The organism is Belnapia arida, from assembly GCF_016773205.1.
GTDB classification, from domain to species: domain Bacteria; phylum Pseudomonadota; class Alphaproteobacteria; order Acetobacterales; family Acetobacteraceae; genus Belnapia; species Belnapia arida.
The window spans coordinates 1-26,137 of sequence record NZ_JAETWB010000029.1; the positions used below are offsets into that span (position 1 = coordinate 1).

A 26,137-nucleotide genomic window follows, 5' to 3' on the forward strand; every position below is an offset into this window, starting at 1 on the left:
GCCCAGTTGTTGCGCGTCTGGCTGATGCCGCGGAACAGGTAGTCGTTCGCGATCACCGGCGTCAGCGTGACGGTGAGACCGAGGGACGGGATGGCTGTCTGCGCCGCGGCGGGCATGGCCGGCAGCAGCAGGGCGGCGGCGGCAACCCAGGCGTGGCGGAGCGCGGCGAGGAGGCCGGACTTGGTTTTCATGCTTCGGTAACCCCCAGGTTTTGATGTCGTAACGTGATCGGGCAAAAAAAGGGCCGGAGGGGGCAACCAAGCCCCCGCCGGCCGCTGTCTCAGGCGATGCGCTCGCCGTGCTGGGTGACGTCGAGGCCTTCGCGCTCTTCCTCCTCTGGCACGCGGAGGCCGACGATCACATCGGTGACCTTCAGCAGGATGAAGCTGGCGATCGCGGTGTAGGCGATGACCGCGCCCGTCGCCTCGGCCTGGATGATGAACTGCTCGAAGGAGCCGCCGAAGCCGGCCGGCACCGCCGTGGTCGCCGAGAGGGCGCCATAGGCGAAAACGCCGGTCAGCAGGCTGCCGATGATGCCGCAGACGCCATGCACGCCGAAGGCATCGAGGCTGTCGTCATAGCCGCAGAGATGCTTGAGGCCCGTAGCGCCCCAGAAGCCGCCGAGGCCGGCGACCACGCCGATGATCAGCGCCGGCACCGGGAGGACGAAGCCGCTGGCGGGCGTGATGGCGACCAGCCCCGCGACCGCGCCGGAGATGGCGCCGAGCACGCTCGGCTTGCCCTTGGTCGCCCACTCCGCGAAGACCCAGGCGAGCGCCGCGACGCCGGCGGCGACCTGCGTCACCAGCATCGCCATGCCCGCCCGCGCGCCGGCGCCAGCAGCGGAGCCCGCGTTGAAGCCGAACCAGCCCACCCAGAGCATGCCGGCGCCGATGACGGCGAGCGCCAGGTTGTAGGGCGCCATGTTGTCGTGCCCGAGGCCGAGGCGCTTGCCGAGCACCAGCGCCGCGACCAGGCCGGCCACGCCCGCATTGATGTGGACCACCGTGCCGCCGGCGAAGTCGAGCGCGCCGAGGGCGAAGATCCAGCCATTCGGGTGCCAGACCCAGTGGGCGACCGGCGCATAGACGAGCAGCGACCAGAGGATGGTGAACAGCACCATGGCGCTGAACTTCATCCGGTCGGCGAAGGCGCCGGTGATGAGCGCCGGGGTGATGATGGCGAAGGTCATCTGGAACATCAGGAAGACCGTCTCGGGGATGGTGAAGGCCACCGCGCCGTCGCCGCTGCCGAGGGTGAAGGGCTTGTCCCAGTTCTCGGCGAGGCCCGAGAGGAACAGCTTGGAGAGGTCGCCGATCCAGGGACCGCCCTCGCCGAAGGCCAGGCTGTAGCCAGCGACCATCCAGACCACTGTCGTCAGCGCGGCGATGGTGAAGCTCTGCATCATGGTGGCGAGCACGTTCTTCTTGCGGACCATGCCGGCATAGAAGAGAGCGAGGCCGGGGATGGTCATCATCAGCACGAGGGCGGTGCTGGTGAGCATCCAGGCGGTGTCGCCGGTGTCGATCTTCGGGCCGTCCTGCGCCAGGGCCGGCGTCGCGGCGAGCAGCGCGACAGCCAGCGGCGCCAGCGCGCGTGCGGGCATCCTCATCATGTGTTCCCCTGTATCCCTATTGAGCATCACGCGGCGCCAAAGCGCCGAAGTATCAGAGCGCCGAGGTGTCGGTCTCGCCGGTGCGGATGCGCAGCGCCCGCTCCACATCCAGCACGAAGATTTTTCCGTCGCCGATCTTGTCGGTGCGGGCGGCCTTGGCGACGGCTTCCATCACCGCGTCCACCAACTCGTCCGGCACGACGACCTCGATCTTGATCTTCGGCAGGAAACTGACCTGGTACTCGGCACCGCGGTAGATTTCCGTCTGCCCCTTCTGGCGACCGAAGCCCTTCACTTCGGTCACCGTCAGCCCCTGCACTCCGAGCGGGGTGAGCGCTTCGCGCACCTCGTCCAGCTTGAAGGGCTTGATGAACGCCATCACCAGCTTCATCTGCCCACGATCCTCCTCGATGGTCCCGGCTGGGCTTCGCCTACAAATCCCGTGCCACAGGTCGGAGCCGGGACCGGGCCGGGGAATGCGTCGCGATTGTTTGCAAGCCTGCCTATTTATCGGGCAGAGCGGGCAAGGCTTGGGCAGGTGGACCCCAGGTCACAGCCATGGGATGAACCAGCCATGACATCGAACCCCGAATTGGCCGCCTGCGTGATCGGCGCCGGGCCGGTCGGCGCCAGCTTCGCCGCGACGCTCGCCGCCGCCGGCCTGCCCGTGGCCGTGGTGGACAGCGCGCCTCTGCCGCCCATGGCGCTGCCGGATTTCGACGGACGGGCCTATGCCATCGCCCTGACCTCGAAGCGGCTGCTGGCGGCCTCGGGGGTGTGGGAACGGCTGCCAGCCGAGCCCTGCGGCATCCGCCGCATCCGCGTCGCCGATGGGCGGCCGGGCGAGCCGGCCTCGCCGCTCTCGCTGAAGTTCGAGGCGGCCGAGGTTTCGGAGGAGCCTTTCGGCTACATGGTCGAGGCGCGAAGCCTGCGGATGGCGCTGAACGCGGCGATGCCGGAGATGCCGAGCCTGCGGGTCTTCGCCCCGGCGACGGCAACGGTAGAGCGCCGGGCCGATGGTGCGACGGTGCGTCTCTCGACCGGGGAGGTGCTGCAGACGCGGCTGGTCGTCGCCGCCGAGGGGCGCAACAGCCCGCTCCGCCGCCAGGCCGGCATCCGCGCGACGACGCTCGACTACCACCAGATCGGCATGGTTGGCGCCTTCGCCCATGAACTGCCGCATGAGGGGGTGGCGCTCGAGCAGTTCCTGCCGAACGGGCCCTTCGCGCAATTGCCGCTTGCCGGGCCGGACCGCTTCGGCACGGCCGCCTACCCCCATGCCTCCGCCTTCGTCTGGGCGGACCGGACGCCGATCGCCCGGCGGATGCTGGCGCTCGACGACGAGGGTTTCGGGCGGGAGCTGGCACGCCGGCTCGGACCGCATCTGGGCGCGGTGAAGCCGATCGGGCGGCGCTGGTCCTACCCGCTCTCGGCGCTGCTGGTCGATCGCTGGACGGATACGCGCCTCGCCCTCATCGGCGATGCGGCGCATGGTGTCCACCCGATCGCAGGGCAGGGGCTCAACCTTGGCTTCCGCGACGTGGCGGCGCTGGCCGAGGAGGTAATCACCGCCTGGAACGCGGGCGACGACCCCGGCACGCCGGCGGTGCTGGCGCGCTACCAAGCGCGGCGGCGGCCGGATACGCTGCTGATGCTGACCGGCATGCATGCGCTGGAGCGGCTCTTCGGCAACGACTTCGCGCCGGTGCGGATCGCGCGGCGGCTCGGCATCGCGGCGGTCGATCGAATGCCGGGGCTGAAGCGGGCCTTCGCCCGGCAGGCGATGGGGCTCGGCCCGGGGGTGACGGGGCTCCTGGCGGGACAGGGCTTGATGAAGGCGGGGTAGGCTAGCCTTTCCGCCGCGGCGGCGGGTCGCGGCTCAGCCCCCGCTCCGCCAGCGCCGCCTCATAGGCTGCCCAGCGCTCCGCCTGCTCCACACCCAGCCGGTGCAGGTAGTCCCAGCTGTAGATCCCGCTGTCATGCAGGTCGTCGAAGGCGATGCGGATGGCGTAGTGGCCGACCGGCTCCAGCCGCAGCATGCCGACCTCGCGCCGCCCGGCAACCACCACCTTCTGCCCCGGCCCATGCCCCTGCACCTCGGCCGAAGGGCTCTCGACGCGCAGGTACTCGGCCGGCAGGCGGAAGCGGCTGCCGTCGTCGAAGGCGACCTCCAGCAGGCGCTCGGCCCGGATCAGGCGAATCTCGGTCGGGGTCGGCATGGGCCGCTCAGTCGTCGAGGCGGCGGGCCTCGTCGGGCAGCATGATCGGGATGCCGTCGCGGATCGGATAGGCGAGGCGGGCCTGGTCGCTGATCAGCTCGCCGGCGGCGCGGTCGTAGCGCAGCGGGCCCTTGGTCAGCGGGCAGACGAGGATCTCCAGCAGGGCGGGGTCCACCTCGGGGGGCGGGGCATCGGTCGTGGCGTGGCTCATGGCGTGGTCCTCTAGCTCAGCCGCCCGCGGGGCGGCGCGTCGCCGGATGGGGTGCCATGGGCGCCCATCTGGAGCAAGGCGATCAGCATGGCGGCGCGGTCGGCGGGCGTCGCCGCTTCCAGCAGCGCCTGCTTCTCCGGTACCTCGAAGGGGCAGATCATGGCGAGCGTCGTCACCAGCTCGCCATCCTCGGTCTGCTCTACCGCCTCCCAATTCGCGTCGATCCCACGCGCCTTGAAGAAGGGGCGGAGAGCGGCGAGCAGCGCCGCGCGGTCGAGCGCGAGCGGCGTGGCGGGGACGAGGTCGGCGCGGAAGGCGGCGTAATCGGCCCGGACCCGGCGGTAGCCGTGGCGCATCTCCAATTCCCCGGCAATGCGGAAGCGGGTCACGCCGGTCAGGGTGATGAGGAAGCGCCCATCCTCCGTCTCGGCGAAGGAGGTGAGGCGCCCGAGGCACCCGATGCGATAGAGGCCGGGGCCCGTCTCGCCCCGTGGCGCGGCCGGGTCCGGCTGGATCATGCCGAACATCCGGCCGGCGGCCAGGCTGTCCTCCGTCATCGCCAGGTAGCGCGGCTCGAAGATGTTCAGCGGCAGCCGCCCCTCGGGCAGCAGCAAGGCCCCGGACAGCGGGAAGACCGCAATCTCGGCCGGCAGCGCATTTGGCTCGGCGCGGAGGGCTGCCACCGTGGCGGCGCTAGCGGAACAGCAGCGAGGAAAGCTTGCGCCGCCCTGCCACCGTCGCCGGGTCGGAGAAGCCCCAGGCCTCGAAGAATTTCAGCAGCTGCCTGCGCGCCGCCTCCTCGTTCCAGGCGGGGTCGCGGCGGAAGGCCTCGAGCAGCGCATCGGCGGCACCGGCCCGGTCTCCGGCGGCATTGAGGGCGACGGCGAACTCGATCCGTGCCTCATGGTCGTTCGGGTCGGCAGCGAGGCGCGCCTCGAACTCGGAGGTCTTCTCGCGGGCACGGCGGCCCTCGGCGGCCAGTTCCAGCGTGCTGCGGACCGAAGCGATGGCCGCGTGGTCGGCGATCTTGGGCGGCAGGTTGTCGAGGACCTGGAGCGCCTGCTCCTCCTGGCCGAGTTCCATCAGGCTGCGGGCGACGCCGGCGAAGGCCTCCGGGTTCTCCGGCTCCTCCTGCACCAGGGCGCCGTAGAGCTGCAGGGCAGTCTGGTGGTCGCCCTCCTCGGCCGCCGCCTTGGCCTCGGCAAGCAGGTCGGCGGAGGGCATCTGCCCACCGGTGAGCTTCAGCAGCCCCTCGACGAAGCGCTTGATCTCGCCCTCGGGCAGCGCGCCCTGGAAGAGGTCGGCGATCTGGCCCTGCCAGAAGGCGGCGACGGTCGGCACGCTCTGCAGCGGAAGGCCGAGCTGGGTGAGCTGCTGAACGAGCGCCCGGTTCTTGTCGATGTCGATCTTGACCAGCTTCACCCGGCCGCCGGCGGCGCGCACCACCTTCTCGATTGCCGGCGTCAGCGTCTTGCACGGGCCGCACCAGGTCGCCCAGAAATCGACGAGGACGGGAACCTGGCGGCTGGCCTCCACCACGTCCTGCATGAAGGTTTTCTGATCGCCATCCATGATCAGGTCGGCGCCGCCTGCCTGGGCCCCGGCAGGGGGAACCTGGCGGTTCGGGTCGAAGATGACGTCCATGAGCGGAATTCCTTGGTCTGTGGTCATACATGCGCCGGTCCGACGCAAGGGCAATGGGGCAGGGAGCAGATGGTAGGCGCCCCGAGCCCGTTTCAATGCGTCAGCCGGCCGGAGGCGGCAGCTCTACCAGCTCCGGCCGGTGGCCGAGATGCTCGAGGAAGCGCAGCAGGTCGGCCGGGCGGATGGCGGTGGTCATGCCGTTCGCCAGCGGGTGGAAATGGACGACCTCGTGATCCCGCAGCAACCCGGCATCGAGCAGGACCCGCACGGCGCCGGGCGGCGCGTTCGCCATGCCGAAGGGGGTGACGGAGCCGGGCTCGACGCCGAGCAGGCGACGGAGATCCTCGGCGGGTGCCATTTCCACCCGGCCGGCGCCGACGGCGCGGGCGAGGGCATTGACCGAGACCTTGCGGTCCTCCTCCAGCACTGCCAGCAGGTGCGGGCCGGGCCCAGACTTCGCGGGACGGAGGAACAGGTTCTTGCTGTGTCCACCCGCCTCGCCCTGCGGCAGGCTGCGGCGCAGGGCCTGGCTTTCCGCCACGGTGAAAACCGGGGCGTGCGCGGTGGTAGTGGTCTCGATGCCGAGCGCGGCAAGGCGCGCCAGCAGGGATTCGGGAGTCTCGGGCATCCTGGGGACTGCTGTCTGGGGCGGGCAAGGCTGTGCCCAAAGCCGAGCCGCACGGCAACCCCCTCCGGCCGCGCGGTGCGCCTCCGCATCGACCTTCTGACGGGCTGGACCAATGCGGCGCTGCGGCGTTTGGATGGCGCCGCCCGGCCCCCATTCATTCAGGAAACCCGCCTCCCATGCCTCTGCGCCGGTCCCATGCCGCTGCCCTGCTGGGGCTCGTCCTGTCGCTCGCCGCCTGCGCGGCCCTCGACCGGATCGGCGGCGACCGCATGCAGCAGGTGCCGACGGCGCAGCTCTGCACCTGGCGCGACAACCCGGTCAGCGGCGGCCAAATGCGGCGCGAGTTGGCGCGGCGCGGCGAGGAATGCGGCGAGCCGCGGCCCGTCCTGGCCGAGGCGCCGCCTACTGTCAGGCAGCCGGAGCCGCCGCAGGCGGCCGTGGAGCAGCCCGCGGCAGACCCCGTCCCCGACGTTGCCCCCGGGCCGGAGCCGGTGGCGACGCTGGTCACGCCGGCCTGCGCGGCCCGCGACCTGCGGCGCGGCGGCGAGGGCGAGCCGAAGCAGCGGGCGGTGCGCTTCACCAACCGCTGCGACTTTCCGGTGAAGGTGCTCTACGCCGCCGACCGGTCGAAGCTGCTGTCGCGGGAGACCGGGCTGCTGCGGCCCGGCGAGGATTCGGGCTTCGCCCGCATCGAGGACGGGCTCGACCTGCCCGGCTATGTGGTGTGCAGCTATGCCAGGGCGCCGGCCTCCTCGCCCTGCCGGGTCGGGCCCGAGCGCCGCTGACCAGATATGTCGATCAGATATAGGGCAGCGCCAGGCGCATCGCCGCGTCACGCAGCCGCACCGGCAGGGAACGCTGCGCCAGCTCCGCAGCCAGCAGCCTTTGGCCGCGCCGTTGCCGGATGACATCGGCCAGGGCGGCGGCCATGGCAGCGTCGTAGATCTCGACATCCAGCTCGAAATTCAGCCGGAAGCTGCGCGTGTCCCAGTTGGAACTGCCGATCAGGCTCCAGCCCCCATCGACCACCATCAGCTTCGAATGGTCGAAGGGCGGCGGGTTGTACCAGATGTGGCAGCCGGCTCTGAGGATCGGGTCGACATGCGCATGCATGCCCCAGTCGACGAAGGGATGGTCGCTCCGCTGCGGCACGACGATGTCGACCGCGACGCCGCGCAGGGCGGCCAAGCTGAGGGCGGTGATCACCCGGCTGTCGGGCAGGAAATAGGGCGTCAGCACCAGGATCGAGTGCTGCGCGCAGGCGATGGCCTGGAGGGTGAGCGTTTCAATCTTCTCGAGGTCCTGGTCCGGGCCGGAGGTGACGATCCGGGCTGTCACCTCGCCCGCCGCCGGCAGCGGCGCGGCGGCGGGCGGCGGCAACGGGTCGCCGTCGCCGGCCGCCCAATGCCAGTCGCGGGCGAAGGCCTCGACCAGCTGCGCCGTCACCGGTCCCTCGATGGCGAAATGGATGTCGCGCACCGGGTGGGGGGGATTGCTGGCAAGCAGGTTCTCGCGGCCGATGTTCAGCCCGCCCGTGAAGGCGAGGCGCCCATCGAGGATGAGGAGCTTCTTGTGCGAGCGCAGGTTGAGGAAGGGCATGCGCCAGGGCAGGGAGGTGTGCATGAAGCGCGCCGCGGGCACGCCATGCCGCCGCAGCCGGCGCCAGGCGGGCGAGAGGAAATAGCCGCCGCCGATGCCATCCACCAGCACGCGGACCGCAAGGCCGCGCTCATGCGCGCGGATCAGCGCATCGAGGATCGGCCGGCCGGCCGCGTCGTCGCGCAGGATGTAGCTGGAGAGCAGGACTGAGTGCGCGGCCGCCTCGATGGCCTCCAGCATCCGCGGATAGGCGGCATCGCCGTTTCGCAGGGGCGTGATCCGGTTGCCCGGCAGGGCGGCGTGCCCGGTGAGGCGGCGCGCGGTGCGGTCGAGGGCAATGAGGCCCGGTGGCAGCTGGCAGGGGAAGGGCTCGTCCGCATCGGCGGGAGGCCGGCCGGGAGGGCGCCGCAGCGCCCGGGCGCGGTTGGCGACGCGGTTGATGCCGAGAAGCCAGTAGAGCCCGGCGCCGAGGAAGGGCGAAAGCCAGGTCAGGCCGATCCAGCCGATCGAGGTGCCGACATCACGCTTGCGGAGCAGGACGTGCATGGTCGCCAGCGCCGCGAGCATGACGTGCAGCACCATCAGGCCGGTGGTCGCCATCGTTCCTCCATGGCCCTATGACCGGCCCGGTGTCGCGCGGACCCGGCCGGGGCGACACTCATAAACCAGTCAGGACCTGCTGCCATATCCGGCCGGTTTCAGGGATCAGGATCGCATGCTCATCAGGACTTTCGCCGCCTTGGCCGCCATGGCCCTGCTCGCTGGCTGCTCCTCCAGTTCGGACCAGAATGCCGCAGCGACCGGGCAGGGCGGGGGCTCCAGCCTCGGCGCGGCCAATCCGGGCGGGCTCGGCGGGCCAGGGGGCGGGCCGGGCGGCGGGCGCGGCGGCGCGAATGCGCGGCCCGGCAGCCAGGAGGATCTGGCCGCGAATGTCGGCGACCGCGTCTATTTCGTGACCGACAGCTCGACCGTGGGCGCCGACCAGCGCCCGGTGCTGGAGCGCCAGGCGGCCTGGCTGCAGCAGTACCGCCAGGTCACCGTCATGGTCGAAGGCCATGCGGATGAGCGCGGCACCCGCGAGTACAACCTCGCCCTTGGCCAGCGGCGGGCGAATGCGGCCCGGGACGTGCTGGTCTCGCAGGGCGTTGCCGGCACGCGGATCACGACGATCAGCTTCGGCAAGGACCGGCCGGAAGCCCTCGGCTCCGACCAGCAGGCCTGGGCGCAGAACCGCCGCGCGGTGACCACGGTACGCTGAGAGGCGGCCTCGCCGAACGGGCGGCTTGACCCGGGGGAGGGACAGAACCGAGTTTGTCCCTCCCCAGGACAGGACCCCTCATGCCCCAGCGCATCCTCGTGCTGCTTGCCCATCCCGTGCGGCGGCGGTCCCGTGCCAATTCCGCGCTCACCGCCGCCGCCCGGCAGGTGGAGGGCGTCCGGCTGCACGATCTCTATGAGGCTTATCCGGACTTCCTGATCGACGTGGAGGCGGAGCAGGCGCTGCTGCTCGAGCATGACGTCATCGTCTTCCAGCATCCGGTCTACTGGTACTCCTCGCCTGCCATCCTGAAGGAATGGCTGGACCTGGTGCTGGAGCACGGCTTCGCCTTCGGGCGGGAGGGCACGGCGCTGGCCGGCAAGGCGCTGCTCTCGGCCGTCACCGCCGGGGGCGCCGAGGCGGCCTATGGGCCGGAGGGGATGAACTGTCATTCCCTCGAGGAATTCCTCCGCCCCTTCGAGGCGACGGCGCGGCTCTGCCGGATGCGCTGGCTGCCGCCCTTCATCCTGCACGGCACCTATCTGCTGGAACAACCGGCGTTGGAGCGGCACGCGGCGGAGTATGCGGCGCTGCTGCGGAACCTGCGCGACGCGGTGGAGGCCTGAACGATGAGCGAGAGTTTCCTGGGCCAGGCCTTCGTCTACCTGCTCGCCGCGGTGGCGGCGGTGCCGATCGCCAAGCGGCTCGGCCTCGGCTCGGTGCTCGGCTACCTGCTGGCGGGGGTGGCGATCGGGCCCTTCGGCCTGCACCTCGCCGGCGATGCGGGCGAGGTGATGCATTTCGCCGAATTCGGCGTGGTGATGATGCTCTTCCTCGTCGGGCTGGAGCTGCGGCCGGCGCGGCTCTGGGCGATGCGCGGGCCGGTGCTCGGCGCGGGCGGTCTGCAGGTCGGGCTGACCGCGCTGGCGGTCGGCGGCATCGGCCTCGCCTTCGGCTATGATTGGCGGATGGCGCTGGCGGCGGGGCTGATCCTGGCCATGTCCTCGACCGCCATTGCTTTGCAGATCCTCGCCGAGCGGGGCCTGCTGAAAACCGGCGGCGGCGAGACGACCTTCGCCGTGCTGCTCTTCCAGGATGTCTCGGTCATCCCGATCCTCACCGTGCTGCCGCTGCTCGCCCTGGCGCCGGCGACCGGTGGCGCGGCGCATGCGGAGGGCTGGATCACGACGCTGCCGCCCTGGGGCCAGGCGGCCGCGGTGCTCGGCGCCGTCGCCGCGGTGGTGCTGGCCGGGCGGCTGCTGACGCGGCCGGTCTTCCGCCTCATCGCCGAGACGCGGCTGCGCGAGATCTTCACCGCCTCGGCGCTGCTGCTCGTCGTCGGCATCGCGCTGCTGATGGAATCCGTCGGGCTCTCGCCCGCGCTCGGCGCTTTCCTCGGCGGCGTGGTGCTGGCCGACAGCGAGTTCCGGCACGAGCTGGAGGGCGATATCGAGCCCTTCAAAGGGCTGCTGCTCGGCCTCTTCTTCCTCTCGGTCGGGGCGGGGATCGACTTCGCCCAGGTCGCGGCCGCGCCGCTTACCGTCGCCGGGCTGGTCGTGCTGCTGGTGCTGGTGAAGGCGGCGGTGCTGGCCGGGCTGGGGCTGGCCTCGCGGCGGCCGCGGACGGAGGTGCTGCTGACCGCGCTGGTGCTCTCCCAGGGCGGGGAATTCGCCTTCGTGCTGCTTGCCTTCGCCACGCAGAACGGCGTGCTGCCGGCGGCGGAGGCGAGCCTGCTGGTCTCGGTCGTCGCGCTCTCCATGCCGATGACGCCGCTGCTGATGATGGCCTATGGCCGCCTCGCCGACCGGCTGGCCGATACCGACCTCGCGCCGGAGCCGGATGCGATCGAGCCGCAGGGCAGCGTCGTCATCGCCGGCTTCGGCCGCTTCGGGCAGATCGTCGGGCGGCTGCTGATGGCGCAGGGCCATCCCGTCACCGTGCTCGACCACGACATGGAGACGATCGAGGCGCTGCGGCGCTTCGGCTTCCGCGTCTTCTACGGCGATGCCTCGCGGCTCGACCTGCTGCAGGCGGCGGGCGCGGCGGAGGCGGCGCTGGTGGTGGTGGCGACGGATGCGCCGGAGACGACGCTCTCCATCATTGGCACGGTGCGGCGGCACTTTCCCCAGGCGCAGATCCTCGCCCGCGCCAACGACCGCAGCCATGCCTATGCGGTGATCGAGGCGGGCGCCCATGCGATGGTGCGCGAGACCTTCGGCTCCGCGCTCGAACTGGGCATCGAGGCGCTGCGCCGGCTCGGCCTGCCGGCCTATGAGGCGGAGCGGGCCGGACGGCTGTTCCGCCGGCACGACCTGCGCACGCTGCACCGGCTGGGGGCGCTGCGCGACGATGACGGACGCTACCGCGTGGCGGTGCGCGAGGCCTCCGAGCAGCTGGTCGGCGTGCTGGAGCGCGACCAGGCCCGTGGCCGCATCGCCACCGACGATGGCTGGGACACCACGGGCGTGGCTGAGGAGGTGCGGCGGCAGGCGGCGCCGAGCGGGGCGGAGAGTTGACCGGGCCGATCCGCTGCGCGCCGCATGCAGGGCTCGACTGGCGAGGGGTGGTTGGGGCGCCAGGATTCGAACCTGGGAATGGCGGTACCAAAAACCGCTGCCTTACCGCTTGGCTACGCCCCAGCGGCGGCGCACTGGATAGGGCCGGGGCCTCGCCGCGTAAAGCCCCAAGCGCGCGTCACGCAGCGCGATGCAGCGGCCCCGCCGCGCGCCACCAGCCGCCCGGCAGGGCGGGCGCCGCCGCCTCCGCCGCGGCCGGCGTGGCGAAAAGGCCGAAGCAGGTCGCCCCGCTGCCGCTCATGCGTGCCAGCAGGCAGCCCGGCAGGGCACGGAGCGCGGCCAGGACTTCGGCGATGGGCGGGCAGAGGCGGATCGCCGGCGCCTCCAGGTCGTTGCGCAGCGCCGCCAGGTCGCGCGCCATGGCCGCCGCATCGGCCCAGGCGGCGGGCAAGGTGGCAGGCGGGGTGAAGCCGCCTTCCCGCGCCTGGAACACCGCCGGCGTCGCCAGGGTGAGGCTGGGATTGACCAGCAGCAGCCCGCAGGGCGGAAGGGCGGGAGCCGGGGAGAGCAGCTCGCCCACGCCCTGCATCCGCATCGGGCGGGATGCGAGGCAGACCGGCACATCCGCCCCGAGCCGCGCGCCGATTTCCGCCAGCCTCGCCTCGCCGAGGCCGAGGCCCCACAGACGATCGAGCAGCCGCAGCGCCGCCGCCGCATCCGCCGAGCCGCCGCCGATGCCCGAGGCGATCGGCAGCCGTTTCGTGAGCCGCAGTGCCGCGCCGGGGCTGGCTCCGGCCGCCTCCGCCAGCGCCCGGGCCGCCCGCAGCACGAGATTGTCCGCCTCCGCCGCCAGCCCGGCGCCGAAGGGGCCGTCGATGGCGAGCGACAGCGCCTCCGCCGGCCCCGCCGCCACCTCATCGGCCACCGGGCCGAAGACCGCGAGGCTGTCGAGCAGGTGGTAGCCATCCGCCCGCCGCCCGGTGACGTGCAGGTGGAGGTTGACCTTCGCGGGCGCGGATTCGACCGGCATCAGCGCTGCGCGGTGGAGGCGGGGTAGCCGGGCAGGCCGTCCCGCAGCTTCTGCTGGATCTTCGGCACCTCAGCCGTCTCGGGGTCGAGGGCGAGCGCCCGGCGCCATTGGAACTGCGCCTCCCGCTGCCGGCCCGAGGCCCAGTAGGCATCGCCCAGATGGTCGTTGATGACGCTGCTGCGCGGTTCCAGCTCGACCGACTTCTCCAGCCATGTCACCGCCTCCGGCAGGTTTCCGAGGCGGAACAGCACCCAGCCGAGGCTGTCGGCGATGTTGCCGTCCTGCGGGCGAAGCTCCGTCGCCTGCAGCAGCATGGCCTTCGCGCGGTCGAGGTTCTTCCCCTGCTCGGCCCAGCTGTAGCCGAGATAATTCAGCACATAGGGCTGGCTGGGCGAGAGCTCGAGCGCGCGGAGCAGGTCGGCCTCCGCCGCCACCGCCTGACCGGAACGCTCGCGTGCGATGCCGCGGGCGTAGAAGAGCGGCCAGTCCGCGGAATCGACCGGGCCGCTGCGGGCCAGCGCCTGGTCATAGGCCTCGGCCGCCTCGGCGAAGCGCTCGTGCCGCCGCAGCAGGTCACCGAGCCGGGCCGGGGGCTGCGGCAGGGACGGATTGGCCCCGGCGAGGCCACGAAGCAGCGCCACCGCCTCCTCCGTCCGCTTCAGCTTGTCGAGGAGGGCAGCGCGGCGGAGCGCGATCACCGGCGCCAGCGGATCGTCGGCGGCAACCTGGCCGAGCGCGCCGAGCGCCGCGTCCGGGTGGTTCTGGTCGGCCAGCGTGTCGGAGACCAGCACCAGCGCCGGGGCGAAGCCGGGCCGCAGCCGGAGGGCGAGCTGCGCCAGGATCAGCGCGAAGTCGTTGGAGCCCTGGCCGCGGAGCGCGCTGGCAAGCGCGGTATAAGCCTCGGCGATGCCGTCCGCCGGCGAGGCGACGCCGCGGGAGGCCAGCGCCAGGCGCCGGTTCGACGGGGCGGCGGCGAGCGCGGCATCCTCGCCGCTCGCCACCACCTCGTCCATCAGCCGGTTCGCCTCATCGGCGCGGCCGGCGCGGTTCAGCACCCCGGCCGCCAGCACGGCGAGGCGCCAGGGCGCCTGCGGCTGGTCGGCGACGGCGAGGCGGGCTAGCCGCTCCGCTTCGCGCGGCTTGCCGGCGAGGTCGGCGATGAGGGCAGCGTGCAGGGCATTCAACGCACGCAGCCGGTTGGACTCGACCAGCGGGCGGAGGGTCGCCTGTGCCTGCTCCACATGGCCACGGCCGAACTGCACCCAGGCCAGCATCACCGGCTGGAGCACCTGCACCGGCCCGCTGCGGTTGAGGGCGCGCAGGCGCTGCTCCGCCCGGTCCCAACGGCCGCCCTGCACGTCGCCGCCGGCGAGCAGCAGGTTGGCGGCCGGATTGTCCGGCAGGCGGCGGGCGAGGCGGTTGGCGTCCGACCGGCCATCGAGCAGGGAGGCGAGAAAGGCGCGGTTCAGCACCTCCGGCTGGTCCGGGTCGGCCTTCAGCGCTTCGAGCAGGCGGTCGGCCGCGGTCCTGGTATCGGTCTCGGCAGCGGCGAAGCGGCCGCTGAGGTAGGCGCCGAAATCGGGCTGGCCGGCGGGGCCGGAGCCGCTGCGCGGGCCGCTGGCGGCACAGGCGGAGAGGAGCGCGGCGGCCAGGAGGGCGAGCCGGGACGGGGGACCGGGGAACTGCATCGGCGCCGAGGCTAGAACAGAATGCCGCCCGGCGGTATCGCCCCGTGGCACGGGCGCCGCATCCGGTGCTTGTTGCGATATGCTACCAGAACGCATCCGTTATGCTGCGGATGAGCTCGGCGACCGCCTGCTGCCGCCAAAGGCGGGCATGCCGGTCACCCTGGCCTCCGGCGGGACCTGCACCGTGACATCCACGTGGTCCATGCCGATGGCCAGGTGCCGGAGCGGCGCGGCGTCGGGATCTGCTCGGTGCGCGAGCCGAACCTCAGGTTAGCCGCCCGTAGTCGCCGAACTGCGCGAAGACCTCGCGCAACTCGGCCTCGTTCAGCAGCACGGGCGGCAGGCCGGCGGCGCGGAGGGCGAGGTATTGCCGCGCCAGGTTCTCCACCTCCATCGCCAGCGTGCGGGCGCCGGCGAGCGTCCGCCCAAGCGCGACCGCGCCGTGATTGGCCAGCAGCGCGGCCCGCCTGCCCTCCAGCGCCGCGACGCAGGCCTCGGCCAGCGCCGCCGTGCCGAAGGTGGCATAGGCCGAGCAGCGGATATCGGCGCCGCCGCCGAGGGCGATCATGTAGTGGAAGGGCGGAATCGGCTGCCTCGCGCAGGAGAGGGCGGTGGCGAAGGGGCTGTGGGTATGCACCACCGCCCCCGCTTCCGGCCGCGCCGCATAGATCGCCGTGTGCAGCCGCCATTCGGAGGAGGGGCGCCGATGCCCGGCGAGGATGCGGCCGTCGAGGGCGACTTCGACCAGATCTTCCGATGCCGTCTCCGCATAGGGCAGGCCGGCCGGGGTGATGAGGCAGCCGCGCGCCGTGCGGACCGAGAGGTTGCCCGACTTGCTCGGCATGAAGCCGAGCGCGTCCAGCGCCCGCGCCGCGGCGATGATCTCCCCTGCTGCCATGCCCCGCCCTGCCCGTTGCGCGCGCATGAAAGCACGTCGCGCGCGCTCAGGGCAGCGGCGCGGTGCGGTAGAGCGTGACGCGCAGCCCGCCATGCGGCACCGGCGGGCCAGGGGGCAGGAAGGGCAGGCCGGTGGCATGGGCGAGCCTTGGCTCGCTGGCAACCAGCCCGACGCGCCAGCCGGCGAAGCGGCTCCGCAACACCTGCCCCATCGCACGGTAGAGCGGGAGCAGCGCCTGCCGCTCGCCGATGCGGCTGCCATAAGGGGGGTTGATCACCACAAGCCCCGGTTTGCCCTCGGGCGGAGCGATCTCGCTGATCGCCGCCTGACGGAAATCGGTGATGCCGGTGACGCCGGCGCGGGCGGCATTCGCCTGGCTCATGGCGACGGCGCCGGCATCGCGGTCGCTGCCGTGGCAATGGGCGGCGGGCGCGCGCTCGCTCCGCACCGCCCGCATGCGCGCCCAGGCCTCCGCATCGAAGGTGGCGAGTTGCTCGAAGGCGAAGTGCCGGGCGCGGCCGGGGTTGAGCCTTGCCGCGATCTCGGCCCCCTCGATGACGAAGGTGCCGGAGCCGCACATCGGGTCGAGCAGCGGCCCGGTGCCGTCGAAGCCGCATTGCTGGAGGAAGAGCGAGGCCATCGTCTCCCGCATCGGCGCCGGGTTGATCGCCTCCTTGTAGCCGCGCTTGTGCAGCGGCTCGCCGGAGGTGTCGACGCTCAGGGTGCAGATGTCGCGCTCGATCCGTGCCCGCACCAGCACCCCGCCCTCCGCCGCCTCCGGGGCGCCGAGCGTCTCGCGGATGGCGGTGGCGATCCGCTCGGCCGCGGCGCCGCTGTGGTAGATGCGCGACCCGGTGCAGGAGGCCTCCACCCGGAAGGGCACGTCCGGCCGCAGCACGCTGCCCCAGGCGACGCGGCGGGCGCGGGCATCGAGCTGGGCGAGATGGGTGACGGGGAAGGCGTCGAGCCGCGCCAGCACCCGCCCGGCGCCGCGGATCCAGAGATTGGCCCGCCAGACCTCCGGCCAGCCGCCGCGGAGGACGACGCCGCCCGGCACCGGCCTCGGCTGGCGGAACCCCTTGCCCCGCACCTCGGCACAGAGCACCGGCTCCAGCCCCGGCGCGGTGGCGAGGAAGATCTCGAAATGATCCGCGGCCGTCATCGGGCCCGCATGGTGGCGGCGCTCATACCAGGACCGGGCGTGGCCGCAGCGCCTCGGGCGAGGGGATGGCTTCCAGCGCCAGCCGCCGCTGGGCGAGCCAGTCGAAGAACCCTTCGCCCGGCCCTGCCTGCCGTGCCAGCCAGTCGCGCAGCAGGGGCAGGGCGAATTCCGGCAGGCTCTCCCGCCCGGCCAGGGCCGCCTCCTCGATCCGCGCCCGCGCGGCGCGCAGCCGGCGGCGCCAGCCCTCGCCGAGGCGCTGCGGCAGGGGCTGCCAGCTCGCCTCCTCGGCCACGGTGATGCGCTCGCCGAGCCGGCGGGCAAGGACGGGATGGATGCGCTCCAGCCCGACCGGCAGCCGCATCTCCTCGGCCGCCAGCGCCTCGACCCAGCGGCCGCGCAGCGCATGCAGCGTGCCATGCAGTTGGCCACCGCGCCGCAGCCGGGCCCGCCGCGCCGCCGCATCCCGGCCCCCCGAGGGGAGGGCGGTCGCCGCCTCGGCCCTCGGCTCCACCGCCAGCGCGGCAGCCAGGGATTGCAGCGCCTCCGGCCCGATTTCGGCGTGGTCCTCGAGGAAGACATGCATCGACGCCCGCGGCCGCAGCGCATGGACATACTGGTTCCAGGCATTCGCCCGGTCGCCCTGCGGCAGGGCATAGAGGCGGAGGCCCGGCGCCGCGCCGCCCAGCCGTCCGGCCAGCGCCGCCGCCTCCCGCTCGCTGCCGCGCAGCGGGACGGTCACCCGCGCGTCGCGGCCCTCGGCGGCCCGGCGGATGGCGGCGAGGCAGCGGGCCAGGCGCGCGGCCTCGCCCCGGGTGAACAGGACGATGCTCCAGTCGCAGGCATCGGTGGCGGCGGTCATGGTCTACCCCGGTTGGAAGGCACGCAGTCTGCGGGGGACATATTGGCGAATTGCGACCAAGCCAGGGCAGGCCGGCGCCCCGCTGCATCCCGGCCCCCGGCTCCCTATATCGGGCGCAAGCTGAGAGAAGGAGGCGCGCGATGAGCGGCACGGAATTGGCAACCGAAACTGCGACCCTGGGCGGCGGATGCTTCTGGTGCCTCGACGCGGTCTACCGCGACCTGCGCGGCGTCTCGCGGGTCGTCTCCGGCTATGCCGGTGGCCACACCGAGAACCCGACCTATGAGGAGGTCTGTGGCAAGAAGACCGGCCATGCCGAGGTGGTGCAGATCACCTTCGACCCGGCGCAGGTCTCCTATGCCGACCTGTTGCGGGTATTCTTTACCATCCACGACCCGACCACCAAGGACCGGCAGGGCGCCGATGTGGGGCCGCAATACCGTTCCGTCATCCTGACCCATTCGCCGGACCAGGCGAAGGTCGCTGCCGAGGTGATGGCGGAGATCGGCGCGAGCGCCATCTGGGATGCCCCGCTGGTGACCGAGGTGCAGCCGCTCGACCGGTTCTGGCCCGGCGAGGCGGAGCATCAGGACTATTTTGCCCGCACCCCCTGGAGCGGCTATTGCCGCGTCGTCATCGCGCCGAAGGTCGCCAAATTCCGCAAGGTCTACGCCGACCGGCTGAAGCGCCCGGCGGCGTAAGGAGAACGAGCCATGTCCCTCTTCCACAAGGAAACCGCCCCCGAGGCCGACTACCCGGTGCAGAAGAGCGCCGCCGAATGGCGCGCCAGCCTTTCGCCCGAGGCCTATCGCGTTCTGCGCGAGCACGGCACGGAGCGCCCCGGCACCAGCCCGCTGAATGCCGAGAAGCGGCCCGGCACCTTCGCCTGCGCCGGCTGCGGCACGGCGCTCTTCGAAGCCGGCACCAAATTCGAGAGCGGCACCGGCTGGCCGAGCTTCTTCGCCCCAATCGAGGGGAATGTCGGCACCACCACCGACCGCAGCTTCTTCATGACCCGGACGGAGGTCCATTGCGCGAAGTGCGGCGGCCATCTCGGCCACGTCTTCCCAGACGGGCCGCCGCCGACCGGCCTCCGCTACTGCATGAACGGCGTCTCGCTCCGCTTCGAGCCCGTTGCGGCCGAGGGTTGAACGACTATCAACTTGCCATTTACCGAGCCGCGCTGAATTCCTCGGTGATCCAGTCCTAAGGCACCCAGAATGCGGCTCCCGAGCATTTTCAAGTCCGGCGCGGAGCGCCGGACGACCCGGAAAATGCGATCAGACAACACGCCAGAGCGGCAGCGCGGGCCGCGGCCGCTCTGGCCCACGGCTCTCGCCCTGGCCCTTGCCCTGCCGGGCCTTGCCCGGGCCAACCTGATTTATGTCCTCAACTCGGCCGATGCCTCCATCAGCGTGGTGGACAGCATCAGCCGGGAAGAGGTGCGGCGCATCCCCGTGCTACGGGAGGTGCATCACCTCATCCTCACCCCCGACCGGCGTGAGCTGATGATCGGCGATTCGGGCGGCAACGAGCTACTCTTCCTCGATCCCGCCACGGCCGAGGTGACCCGGCGCGAGCGTTTCAGCAACCCCTACCACATGGAGCACAGCCCGGACGGGCGGTACCTGGTGGTCACCAGCCTGCGCCGCGACCAGGTCGACATCTACGAGGCCGGCAGCCGCACCCTGCTCGCCCGGCTCAAGGTGCCGGACAAGCCGAGCCACCTCGCCTTCTCGCCCGACAGCAGATTCGCCTATGTCACCCTCCAGGGCGCGCGGCGGCTGATGGCGATCGACCTCGCCGAGCGGAAGCCGGTCTGGTCCGTCGAGGTCGGCTCGCAGCCGGCGGGCGTCATCTGGAACAACGGCCGGCTGCTGGTCGGCGTCATGGGCTCCGACCACGTCGCCGTCGTCAATCCGGCCGAGGCCAGGCTGGAGCGCACCGTCTTCGTCGGCCGCGGCGCCCATACCGTCTTCCCCGCGCCGGACGGCCGCGCGCTCTACGTCACCAGCCGGGTCGACAGCCGCATCACCGTGCTCGACCCGCAGACGCTGGAGCCGAAGGCGCGCTGGGACATCCCCGGCGGGCCGGACTGCATCGCCTTCGACCCCGAGGGCAAGATGTGGGTCACCCTGCGCTGGATCGCCAAGGTCGCGGTGGTCGACACGGCGACGGGCCAGGCGGAGGCCATCCCCGTCGGCCGCTCGCCGCACGGCATCTTCGTCCAGCCACGGCGGGAGCCGATGGCCCCCGTGCCGAGCGCCGGCCTGCCCGGCCCCCGCCCCGCCACTGCCGCGAGCGAGCCGGAGGACCTCCAGAGCGAGGCTCCGGTGCAGTCGGTGCGCGCGGCGCCGGTGGCGCCGGCACCCGTCCCCGCCGCCGTCACGTCGCAGCCCGCCGCGCCTGCCGAGGCCGCGTCCTGGTGGCGCCACTGGATGCGCCGGTGAGGCGGCGCGCGCTGCTCGGCGGCCTCGCCGGACTGCCTTTTGCCGCGGCCGCCCAGCAGACGGCCTGCGGCGGCACCGTCTACCTCACCATCGACACCGGCTGGAGCCGCGAGGCGGAGGAGATCGCCGCCATCCTCCGGCGCCGCAACGTGCGGGCGACGCTCTTCGTCGCCGATGAGCCGACCTTCCGCGGCGACCGCACGCTCGACGACAGCTGGGCGTCCTTCTGGCGCGCCCGGGCGGCCGAGGGCCATGCCTTCGCCAGCCATACCTGGCGGCACTGGTATTTCCGGGGCGACCCGGCGCCGGGCCAAGTCCGCTACGCCAACCGCACCGGGCCGGGAAGCGAGGTTCTGGACCTGCGCGCCCTCTGCGCCGAGTTGGAGCGCCCCATCGCCCGCCTGCGCCAGATGGCGCCCGAGGCGCGCATCCTGCCGCTCTGGCGCGCCCCGGGCGGGCGGACGACGCCGAACGCCATCGCCCTCGCCGCCGCCTGCGGCCTCCGCCACCAGGGCTGGACCGCGCGCGGCTTCTGGGGCGACGAGCTGGACAGTGCTGCCCACCCGAATGCCGCGCTGGCCCGCCGCGCCATCGCCGATACGCGGGATGGCGAGGTGGTGGTGATGCACTGGGGCATCCGCAGCCGCCAGGACCCCTTCGCCCATGTGCTGGAGGAAGTGATCGCCGGCCTCCAGGCGCGCGGCTTCTGCTTCGCCACCCTGCCGCCGCAAGGCAAGGCCTGAGACATGGACAGCTTCACCACCGATACCTTCACCACCGCCTGGGCCGCCGTCACCGGCTGGCTCTTCGAGACACTCGTGCAGCCCGCCTTCTATGCGCTCGGCCTGATGGACTGGGCGGAGGATGCCTATGACTGGCTGGATTTCGGCCTCTACGGCCTGCTGACCATCGCCGTGGTCTATCTGGTCTGCCGGCCGCTCGAAGCCTGGCGGCCGGTCGAGCCGGTGGCAGACCGGCGGGCCGTCCGCACCGACATGGTCTATACCTTTCTCGCCCGGCTCGGGGTGCTGCCGCTGGTCGCCTTCGTCCTGCTCGCCTCGCTGCAATCCCGCTGGGAGGGCTGGCTGACCGAGGCCGGGCTGCTGCCGCCGACGCTGGAGGAGTTGTTCCCCCCGCTCCGCGCCGCACCGCTGCTTGCCTTCCTTGTCTATGTCGTGGTGCTGGATTTCGGCGAGTACTGGCGTCACCGGGCGCAGCACGGCTTCCGCTGGTGGTGGGCGCTGCACGCCATCCACCATGCGCAGCGGCAGATGACCTTCTGGACCGACGACCGCAACCACATCCTGGACGATGTGCTGGCGGCGCTCTGGTTCGGTGGCATTGCGCTGCTGATCGGCGTGCCGCCGGGACAGTTCCCCTTCATCCTGCTGGTGCTGCGCCTAGCCGAGAGCATGAGCCACGCCAATGTCCGCCTCAGCTATGGCCGGCTGGGGGAGCGGCTGATCGTCTCGCCGCGCTTCCACCGGCTGCACCATGGCGTATTGTCCGCCGGGGCGACGGGGAAGAACTACGCCGTGCTGCTGCCGGTCTGGGACTGGATCTTCGGCACCGCCGATTGGAACCGGCGTGCCTATCCCCGCACCGGCGCCCCCGGCATGGATGAGACGATGGCGACCGGCGGCTGGCTCCGCCAGCAATGGGCGGGCTTCCGCCGGGTGGCGCTGGCGCTTGCCGGACGTGACTAGGGCAAAGGCGGAGGCCGCTCCGGGGTCGGCGGCACCGAGGGCGATGTCGGACGTGACGCGGCGCGGCTATGCTGATGGCCGACCTGCCGCAGGAGGGCTCCCCATGCATCGCCGCCACCTGCTGGCCGCCCCCGTCACCCTCGCTTGATGCCCTACGATGCCATCATCCTCGGCGCCGGCGCCGCCGGGCTGATGGCGGCCGTCAGCGCCGGGCGGCGCGGCCGGCGGGTGCTGGTGCTCGACCATGCGCCGGAGGCCGGGCGGAAGATTCTCATCTCCGGCGGCGGGCGCTGCAACTTCACCAACCTGCATTGCGCACCGGACCGCTTCCTCTCCGCCAACCCGCATTTCGCCCGCTCGGCGCTCGCGCGCTACACGCAGCACGACTTCATCGCACTGGTGCGGCGGCACGGCATCGCCTTCCACGAGAAGACGCTCGGCCAGCTCTTCTGCGACGGCTCGGCGCGGGCGGTGGTGGCGATGCTTCTGGCGGAATGCGCCGCGGCCGGCGTGGAACTGCGGCTCGGCCAGCGCGTCAGCGGCGTGGAGAAGGCGGACGGTTTCCGCGTTGCGACCGGGCAGGGCGAGGTTTCGGCGCCGGCCCTGGTGCTGGCGACGGGCGGCCTGTCCATCCCGAAGATGGGCGCGACCGGCCTCGCCCATGACATCGCCCGCCGCTTCGGCCTGCCCCTCGTCGCGCCGCGGCCCGGCTTGGTGCCGCTGACCTTCGAGGGTGAGGCGCTGGCGCTGATGCGCCCGCTCTCCGGCCTCGCCCTGCCGGCCATCGCCCGCTGCGGCAAGCGCTCCTTCCCGGAGGCGACGCTCTTCACCCATCGCGGCCTTTCCGGCCCGGCGATCCTGCAGATCTCCTCCTTCTGGCGGGAGGGCGAGGCCATCGCCCTCGACCTGCTGCCGAAGCTCGATGCCGCGACCCTGCTGCGCGAGCGCAAGCGCGCCCGGCCCAGGGCCGAGCCGAAGACGGTGCTTGGCGAGCTGCTGCCCACGCGCCTCGCCGCCGTCCTGGCCGAGGCGCATCTGCCGGCGAAGCCCATGGCGGAGCTGCCGGATCGTGCCCTCGATGCCCTCGCCGGGATGCTGAAGCACTGGGAGCTGCGGCCCGCAGGCACGGAGGGCTATGCCAAGGCCGAAGTGACGCTCGGCGGTGTCGATACCGGCGCGCTGTCCTCCCGCACGATGGAGGCGAAGGCGGTTCCCGGCCTCTTCGTGGTCGGCGAGGCGGTGGACGTCACCGGCTGGCTCGGCGGCTATAATTTCCAGTGGGCCTGGAGCAGCGGCTGGGTCGCGGGCGAAGCGGTGTGACCGCCCCGCACGAAGGGCTTCGGGTCCGATGACCGTGCTCTCGAAGCTGACTATCCTTGGGCCATGTCGCGCCCACATGCCGTCTTTCGCCGCCTCGGCCCCGGCGATGGCTTGCTTCTCCGTCAGTTGAATGACGTCTTCGCCGAGGCCTCCGGCGACCATGAGACGTATCGGGGAGCTCCGTCAACCGAAGCCTACTTGGAAGGCCTCCTGGCAAAGGAGCACATCATCGCCGTCGTCGCAGAGGCGGAGGGCAAGGTTCTCGGCGGACTGGTTGCCTATGAATTCGACAAGGCCGAGAGAATGCGCCGGGAAGTCTACATCTACGACCTGGCCGTTGCGGCGGAGCACAGACGGCAGCACCTGGCGACCGGGATGATCGAGCTGCTGCGCAATATCGCCGTGCAACGAAAGGCCTGGGTCATCTTCGTCCAGGCGGATCACGGCGACGATCCCGCCATCGCTCTCTATGAGAAACTCGGCGCCCGTGAGGAGGTCCTGCACTTCGACATTGAAGCCAAACTAAGTGCGTCCTGAGCCCGCTTTCCGCTGCGATCAGCCATTCAGCAGGGCAGCCTCCATCACCCGCCGAACCCCGCCAGCAGCCAGTCCGCCGCCGGCTTCAGCACCAGCCCCGCGAGCGCGGTGAGGCCGAGCGTCTGCACCACGCCGAGCTTCATCCGGAACAGTGCCACCCCCGCCAGCACCGCCAGCAGCAGCGCCAGCGAATCGAGGCTTGCCAGCACCGGCACCTCCAGCCGCATCGGCCCGAGCGGCACCTCGCGGATCAGGCGGAACAGCACCCGCAGGCCGAACCACAGCGCCAGGTTGGCGATGACGCCGACCACCGCCGCCGTCACCCCGGCCAGCGCCCCGCGCAGCCGCGGCATGTCGTGCAGCCGCTCCACATAGGGAGCGCCGAGGAAGATCCAGGCGAAGCAGGGCAGGAAGGTCACCCACAGCACCACCAGCGCCCCGAGCGTGCCGCCCGCCATGTAGCCGACGAATTGCAGCACGAGGATCAGCGGCCCCGGCGTCGTCTCGGCAAGCCCCAGCCCGGCCAGCATCTGGTCGGCCGAGAGCCAGCGATAGCCCTCCACCGCCTCCTGCGCGACATAGGCGAGCACCGCATAGGCGCCGCCGAAGGTGACGACGGCCATCTTCGAGAAGAACCAGGCGAGGTCGCCAAGGAGGCCGCCCGCCTGCATCAGCAGCACGACCGGCCAGAGCCAGAGCGCCAGCGCGGCAAGCCCCGCCCGCCGCGCCGCGCCCGCCATGCGCGGGATGCGCCCCGGCTCCGCAGCGATCAGCGCGTCGAGCAGGGCAGGGGGGCCGTCCTGCGCCCGGCCATGCCCGCCGCCGGCGAAGGCCTCCGGCATCGCCAGCCCAGCCAGGGCCGCGGCCAGCACCACCACCGGAAAGGGCAGGCCAAAGAGGAAGAGCGCAAGGAAGGCCGCCCCTGCCAGCAGCCAGGGCACGGTGCCCTTCAGCGCCCGCCGGGCGACGCGCAGCAGCGCTTCGACCACCAGCACCAGCACGGCGCATTTCAGGCCGAAGAACAGCGCCGCCACCAGCGGCACCTCGCCGAAGGCGGCGTAGATGGCCGAGAGCACCAGCATCACCGCCGCGCCAGGCAGGATGAAGAGCAGCCCCGCCGCCACGCCTCCGCGCACGCCATGCATCAGCCAGCCGAGATAGGTGGCAAGCTGCTGCGCCTCCGGCCCCGGCAGCAGCGTGCAGAAATTCAGCGCATGCAGGAAGCGTGCGTCGGATACCCAGCGCCGCTGCTCGACCACCTCGCGGTGCATCAGGGCGATCTGGCCGGCGGGTCCGCCGAAGGAAAGGAAGCCGATGCGCAGCCAGACGCGGAGCGCATCGGAGAAGGAGGGGAAGGCCATGTCCCGCTGTAGCAGGACAGGAAAGATCCGGGGAAGGCTCTGCCCACTCCGGATCCGTGACAGTCAGGCGACGCTCGGCGTGCCGCCGGCCAGCGGGTCGTTGGCCGCGAGCGGCGAGGCGCTGATCTGGTCGGACTGCGCGCCGCTGTCGGGGCGCGGCGGCGCCAAGCTCGGTACCCCGCCGAGCGGCTCCGACTTCATCGGGCTGAACTGCCCCTTGCCGTCGATCGAGGTGCCCTCGGTCCAGCGCCCGGCCGGCACCTGCCCATCGATGCGATGGCCGAAATAGGCGTAGGAGAACTGCGTCGCCTCCTGCTCCTGCGGGAAGCTGTTCGGCACCGGGAGGTTCGCCGTCGATCCGCCCAGCTCCTCGATCACCGCCAGCCATTGCTGCTGGTGCATGGTGTCGCGGGCGATGAGGAAGGAGAGCATGTCCTTCATCCCCGCGTCCTCGGTCATGTTGTAGAGCCGCGTGGCCAGCACGCGCCCGGTCGCCTCGGCGGCGACGTTGGCGTACATGTCGGCGGCGATGTTGCCGCTGGCATAGACATGGCTCGCGTTGAACGGCACGCCGTTGCTGTTCTCAGGCGTCGCCGCGAGGCCGGTCGAGAGGATGTGGCGCATGTTGATGCCCGACAGCACCGCGCCCGCCACCGGATCGGCCGCGACCTCCTCCTGGAAGGAGAGCGGCGCGCCCTCGAGGTTCAGCGCCACGGCGGTCGAGAGCATCTCGATGTGGCCGATCTCCTCGGTGCCGGTGTTGATCAGCATGTCGCGGTACTTCTGCGGGCCGCGGCTGCCCCAGCCCTGGAAGAGATACTGCATCATCACGCGGATCTCGCCCTCGACGCCGCCGATCGCCTGTTGCAGGGCGCGGGCAAAGACCGGGTTGGGCCGCTCGACGCGGACGGGGTATTGCAGCTTGCCATCGGTATAGAACATCTGGACCTCCAACAGGGTTGGTCCCCCCCGAACCAATGGGACTGGCATGGGTTCGGGCCGAGCCAGGCAACGAGCCGCGCCTCTCCGCCTTCCGTGAAGCCCCCCGTGCAAGGCGTACGCTTTCGGACTATCGCTGCACGCGCAAGAGGATGTCCCCGATGACCAAGGAAGAGCTGACTGCCTGGGCGATGGCCAATGGCTGGGTGACGATCGCCGGCAACCCGAGCCTCACCAAGCCCTCCTCGCCGAAGGAGGCGATCGTGCGGATGGTGTTGAAGGCGACGGTCGTCCATATCGAGGTGAAGAAGCCCGCCGGCAAATGGGAGAAATTCACCGGCGAGAGCTATGCGAAGGTCACTGCGGACGAGGAGACCGGCATCCCGCTCGGCCTCGGCCTCGACACGATCCCGGGCTTCCGCATGCTGATGCAGGAGAACCGGGACCGGGCCGTCTTCGCCAGGATGACGGGGAAGGGGTAGGCGCGGAAACCGGGT

General features: G+C 71.8%; 28 protein-coding genes, 1 tRNA gene and 1 pseudogene. 13 read left to right on the forward strand and 17 right to left on the reverse strand.

What is annotated here, in order from left to right; translation table 11 throughout:
- The 3 genes and pseudogenes from JMJ56_RS26305 to JMJ56_RS26315 all read right to left on the reverse strand — a co-directional run.
- A pseudogene (locus tag JMJ56_RS26305) lies at positions 1–191 on the reverse strand (hypothetical protein); the annotation flags it as partial.
- Positions 192–280: 89 nt separating this feature from the next.
- Entirely contained in the window at positions 281–1,612 is a 1,332-nt protein-coding gene (locus JMJ56_RS26310) for an ammonium transporter (RefSeq protein ID WP_202834766.1), read from the reverse strand.
- Positions 1,613–1,667: 55 nt separating this feature from the next.
- Positions 1,668–2,006, reverse strand: a complete 339-nt coding sequence (locus JMJ56_RS26315) for a P-II family nitrogen regulator (protein ID WP_202834730.1) — start codon at positions 2,004–2,006, stop codon at positions 1,668–1,670.
- A gap of 183 nt (positions 2,007–2,189) precedes the next feature.
- Here JMJ56_RS26315 and JMJ56_RS26320 point away from each other — a divergent pair, with 183 nt between their 5' ends.
- Positions 2,190–3,461 carry a UbiH/UbiF/VisC/COQ6 family ubiquinone biosynthesis hydroxylase gene (locus tag JMJ56_RS26320; RefSeq protein WP_202834731.1) on the forward strand — a complete coding sequence of 424 codons (1,272 nt, stop codon included), beginning with the start codon at positions 2,190–2,192 and terminating at the stop codon, positions 3,459–3,461.
- Between the two features lies 1 nt (position 3,462).
- On the opposite strand, the gene JMJ56_RS26325 is transcribed toward JMJ56_RS26320, so the two are convergent.
- The 5 genes from JMJ56_RS26325 to JMJ56_RS26345 all read right to left on the reverse strand — a co-directional run bounded on the left by JMJ56_RS26325 (position 3,463) and on the right by JMJ56_RS26345 (position 6,317).
- Complete coding sequence (locus JMJ56_RS26325) at positions 3,463–3,834, reverse strand: gamma-butyrobetaine hydroxylase-like domain-containing protein (protein ID WP_202834732.1); 372 nt, start codon at positions 3,832–3,834, stop codon at positions 3,463–3,465.
- Positions 3,835–3,841: 7 nt separating this feature from the next.
- Positions 3,842–4,045 carry a Trm112 family protein gene (locus tag JMJ56_RS26330; protein WP_043338233.1) on the reverse strand — a complete coding sequence of 68 codons (204 nt, stop codon included), beginning with the start codon at positions 4,043–4,045 and terminating at the stop codon, positions 3,842–3,844.
- An 11-nt stretch (positions 4,046–4,056) separates the two neighbouring features.
- Positions 4,057–4,728 (reverse strand): LON peptidase substrate-binding domain-containing protein, encoded by a 672-nt coding sequence (locus JMJ56_RS26335; RefSeq protein WP_202834733.1) that lies wholly within the window; start codon positions 4,726–4,728, stop codon positions 4,057–4,059.
- Between the two features lie 10 nt (positions 4,729–4,738).
- A complete protein-coding gene (locus JMJ56_RS26340; protein ID WP_202834734.1) occupies positions 4,739–5,689 on the reverse strand; it encodes a tetratricopeptide repeat protein in 951 nt (316 codons plus the stop codon).
- A gap of 100 nt (positions 5,690–5,789) precedes the next feature.
- A complete protein-coding gene (locus tag JMJ56_RS26345; RefSeq protein WP_202834735.1) occupies positions 5,790–6,317 on the reverse strand; it encodes a prolyl-tRNA synthetase associated domain-containing protein in 528 nt (175 codons plus the stop codon).
- 176 nt (positions 6,318–6,493) lie between these two features.
- Between JMJ56_RS26345 and JMJ56_RS26350 the strand changes: the two genes are divergently transcribed.
- The gene (locus JMJ56_RS26350; RefSeq protein WP_202834736.1) at positions 6,494–7,102 is read left to right on the forward strand and encodes a hypothetical protein; all 609 of its coding nucleotides are present in this window, start codon (positions 6,494–6,496) and stop codon (positions 7,100–7,102) included.
- A 13-nt stretch (positions 7,103–7,115) separates the two neighbouring features.
- Here the strand turns inward: JMJ56_RS26350 and JMJ56_RS26355 are convergent, their stop codons facing one another.
- Positions 7,116–8,516: a phospholipase D-like domain-containing protein gene (locus JMJ56_RS26355; protein ID WP_202834737.1), complete on the reverse strand. Its 1,401-nt coding sequence runs from the start codon at positions 8,514–8,516 to the stop codon at positions 7,116–7,118.
- A gap of 115 nt (positions 8,517–8,631) precedes the next feature.
- On the opposite strand from JMJ56_RS26355, the gene pal reads away from it, so the two are divergent.
- From pal to JMJ56_RS26370, 3 genes are all read left to right on the forward strand, one after another.
- Positions 8,632–9,174: a peptidoglycan-associated lipoprotein Pal gene (pal, locus tag JMJ56_RS26360; protein WP_202834738.1), complete on the forward strand. Its 543-nt coding sequence runs from the start codon at positions 8,632–8,634 to the stop codon at positions 9,172–9,174.
- An 80-nt stretch (positions 9,175–9,254) separates the two neighbouring features.
- Positions 9,255–9,800 (forward strand): glutathione-regulated potassium-efflux system oxidoreductase KefF, encoded by a 546-nt coding sequence (gene kefF / locus JMJ56_RS26365; protein ID WP_202834739.1) that lies wholly within the window; start codon positions 9,255–9,257, stop codon positions 9,798–9,800.
- 3 nt (positions 9,801–9,803) lie between these two features.
- Positions 9,804–11,690, forward strand: a complete 1,887-nt coding sequence (locus JMJ56_RS26370) for a monovalent cation:proton antiporter-2 (CPA2) family protein (protein ID WP_202834740.1) — start codon at positions 9,804–9,806, stop codon at positions 11,688–11,690.
- A 48-nt stretch (positions 11,691–11,738) separates the two neighbouring features.
- On the opposite strand, the gene JMJ56_RS26375 is transcribed toward JMJ56_RS26370, so the two are convergent.
- The 6 genes from JMJ56_RS26375 to JMJ56_RS26400 all read right to left on the reverse strand — a co-directional run bounded on the left by JMJ56_RS26375 (position 11,739) and on the right by JMJ56_RS26400 (position 17,327).
- Positions 11,739–11,813 (reverse strand) — tRNA-Gln (locus tag JMJ56_RS26375).
- Between the two features lie 55 nt (positions 11,814–11,868).
- Complete coding sequence (locus tag JMJ56_RS26380; RefSeq protein ID WP_202834741.1) at positions 11,869–12,720, reverse strand: 4-(cytidine 5'-diphospho)-2-C-methyl-D-erythritol kinase; 852 nt, start codon at positions 12,718–12,720, stop codon at positions 11,869–11,871.
- The gene (locus JMJ56_RS26385) at positions 12,720–14,459 is read right to left on the reverse strand and encodes a tetratricopeptide repeat protein (RefSeq protein ID WP_328702475.1); all 1,740 of its coding nucleotides are present in this window, start codon (positions 14,457–14,459) and stop codon (positions 12,720–12,722) included. The genes JMJ56_RS26380 and JMJ56_RS26385 overlap by 1 nt, the downstream gene beginning before the upstream one ends.
- Before the next feature lie 214 nt (positions 14,460–14,673).
- Complete coding sequence (locus JMJ56_RS26390; RefSeq protein ID WP_202834742.1) at positions 14,674–15,306, reverse strand: class II aldolase/adducin family protein; 633 nt, start codon at positions 15,304–15,306, stop codon at positions 14,674–14,676.
- Between the two features lie 46 nt (positions 15,307–15,352).
- Positions 15,353–16,468 (reverse strand): THUMP domain-containing class I SAM-dependent RNA methyltransferase, encoded by a 1,116-nt coding sequence (locus tag JMJ56_RS26395; RefSeq protein WP_202834743.1) that lies wholly within the window; start codon positions 16,466–16,468, stop codon positions 15,353–15,355.
- A 22-nt stretch (positions 16,469–16,490) separates the two neighbouring features.
- Positions 16,491–17,327 carry a hypothetical protein gene (locus tag JMJ56_RS26400; RefSeq protein WP_202834744.1) on the reverse strand — a complete coding sequence of 279 codons (837 nt, stop codon included), beginning with the start codon at positions 17,325–17,327 and terminating at the stop codon, positions 16,491–16,493.
- A gap of 140 nt (positions 17,328–17,467) precedes the next feature.
- On the opposite strand from JMJ56_RS26400, the gene msrA reads away from it, so the two are divergent.
- The 7 genes from msrA (at position 17,468) to JMJ56_RS26435 (ending at position 23,340) form a co-directional block, all read left to right on the forward strand.
- A complete protein-coding gene (gene msrA, locus JMJ56_RS26405) occupies positions 17,468–18,028 on the forward strand; it encodes a peptide-methionine (S)-S-oxide reductase MsrA (protein WP_202834745.1) in 561 nt (186 codons plus the stop codon).
- A 12-nt stretch (positions 18,029–18,040) separates the two neighbouring features.
- Positions 18,041–18,478, forward strand: coding sequence for a peptide-methionine (R)-S-oxide reductase MsrB (msrB, locus tag JMJ56_RS26410; RefSeq protein WP_202834746.1), 438 nt, complete (start codon positions 18,041–18,043; stop codon positions 18,476–18,478).
- Between the two features lie 123 nt (positions 18,479–18,601).
- Complete coding sequence (locus JMJ56_RS26415; protein ID WP_202834747.1) at positions 18,602–19,777, forward strand: YVTN family beta-propeller repeat protein; 1,176 nt, start codon at positions 18,602–18,604, stop codon at positions 19,775–19,777.
- Entirely contained in the window at positions 19,774–20,520 is a 747-nt protein-coding gene (locus JMJ56_RS26420; RefSeq protein ID WP_328702476.1) for a polysaccharide deacetylase family protein, read from the forward strand. Before JMJ56_RS26415 ends, JMJ56_RS26420 begins: the two co-directional genes overlap by 4 nt.
- Before the next feature lie 3 nt (positions 20,521–20,523).
- Positions 20,524–21,483, forward strand: coding sequence for a sterol desaturase family protein (locus JMJ56_RS26425; RefSeq protein WP_202834748.1), 960 nt, complete (start codon positions 20,524–20,526; stop codon positions 21,481–21,483).
- 147 nt (positions 21,484–21,630) lie between these two features.
- On the forward strand, positions 21,631–22,803 hold the full coding sequence (locus JMJ56_RS26430) for a BaiN/RdsA family NAD(P)/FAD-dependent oxidoreductase (RefSeq protein WP_202834749.1): 1,173 nt from the start codon (positions 21,631–21,633) through the stop codon (positions 22,801–22,803).
- 63 nt (positions 22,804–22,866) lie between these two features.
- Positions 22,867–23,340, forward strand: a complete 474-nt coding sequence (locus JMJ56_RS26435; RefSeq protein ID WP_202834750.1) for an AAC(3)-I family aminoglycoside N-acetyltransferase — start codon at positions 22,867–22,869, stop codon at positions 23,338–23,340.
- A 44-nt stretch (positions 23,341–23,384) separates the two neighbouring features.
- Here JMJ56_RS26435 and chrA read toward each other — a convergent pair whose 3' ends face one another.
- Together chrA and JMJ56_RS26445 are read right to left on the reverse strand one after the other, a co-directional pair.
- Entirely contained in the window at positions 23,385–24,701 is a 1,317-nt protein-coding gene (gene chrA, locus JMJ56_RS26440; protein WP_202834751.1) for a chromate efflux transporter, read from the reverse strand.
- Between the two features lie 63 nt (positions 24,702–24,764).
- Positions 24,765–25,643, reverse strand: coding sequence for a manganese catalase family protein (locus JMJ56_RS26445; protein ID WP_052214123.1), 879 nt, complete (start codon positions 25,641–25,643; stop codon positions 24,765–24,767).
- A gap of 158 nt (positions 25,644–25,801) precedes the next feature.
- Between JMJ56_RS26445 and JMJ56_RS26450 the strand changes: the two genes are divergently transcribed.
- The gene (locus JMJ56_RS26450; protein ID WP_202834752.1) at positions 25,802–26,122 is read left to right on the forward strand and encodes a hypothetical protein; all 321 of its coding nucleotides are present in this window, start codon (positions 25,802–25,804) and stop codon (positions 26,120–26,122) included.
- The last annotated feature ends 15 nt before the right edge of the window (positions 26,123–26,137 follow it).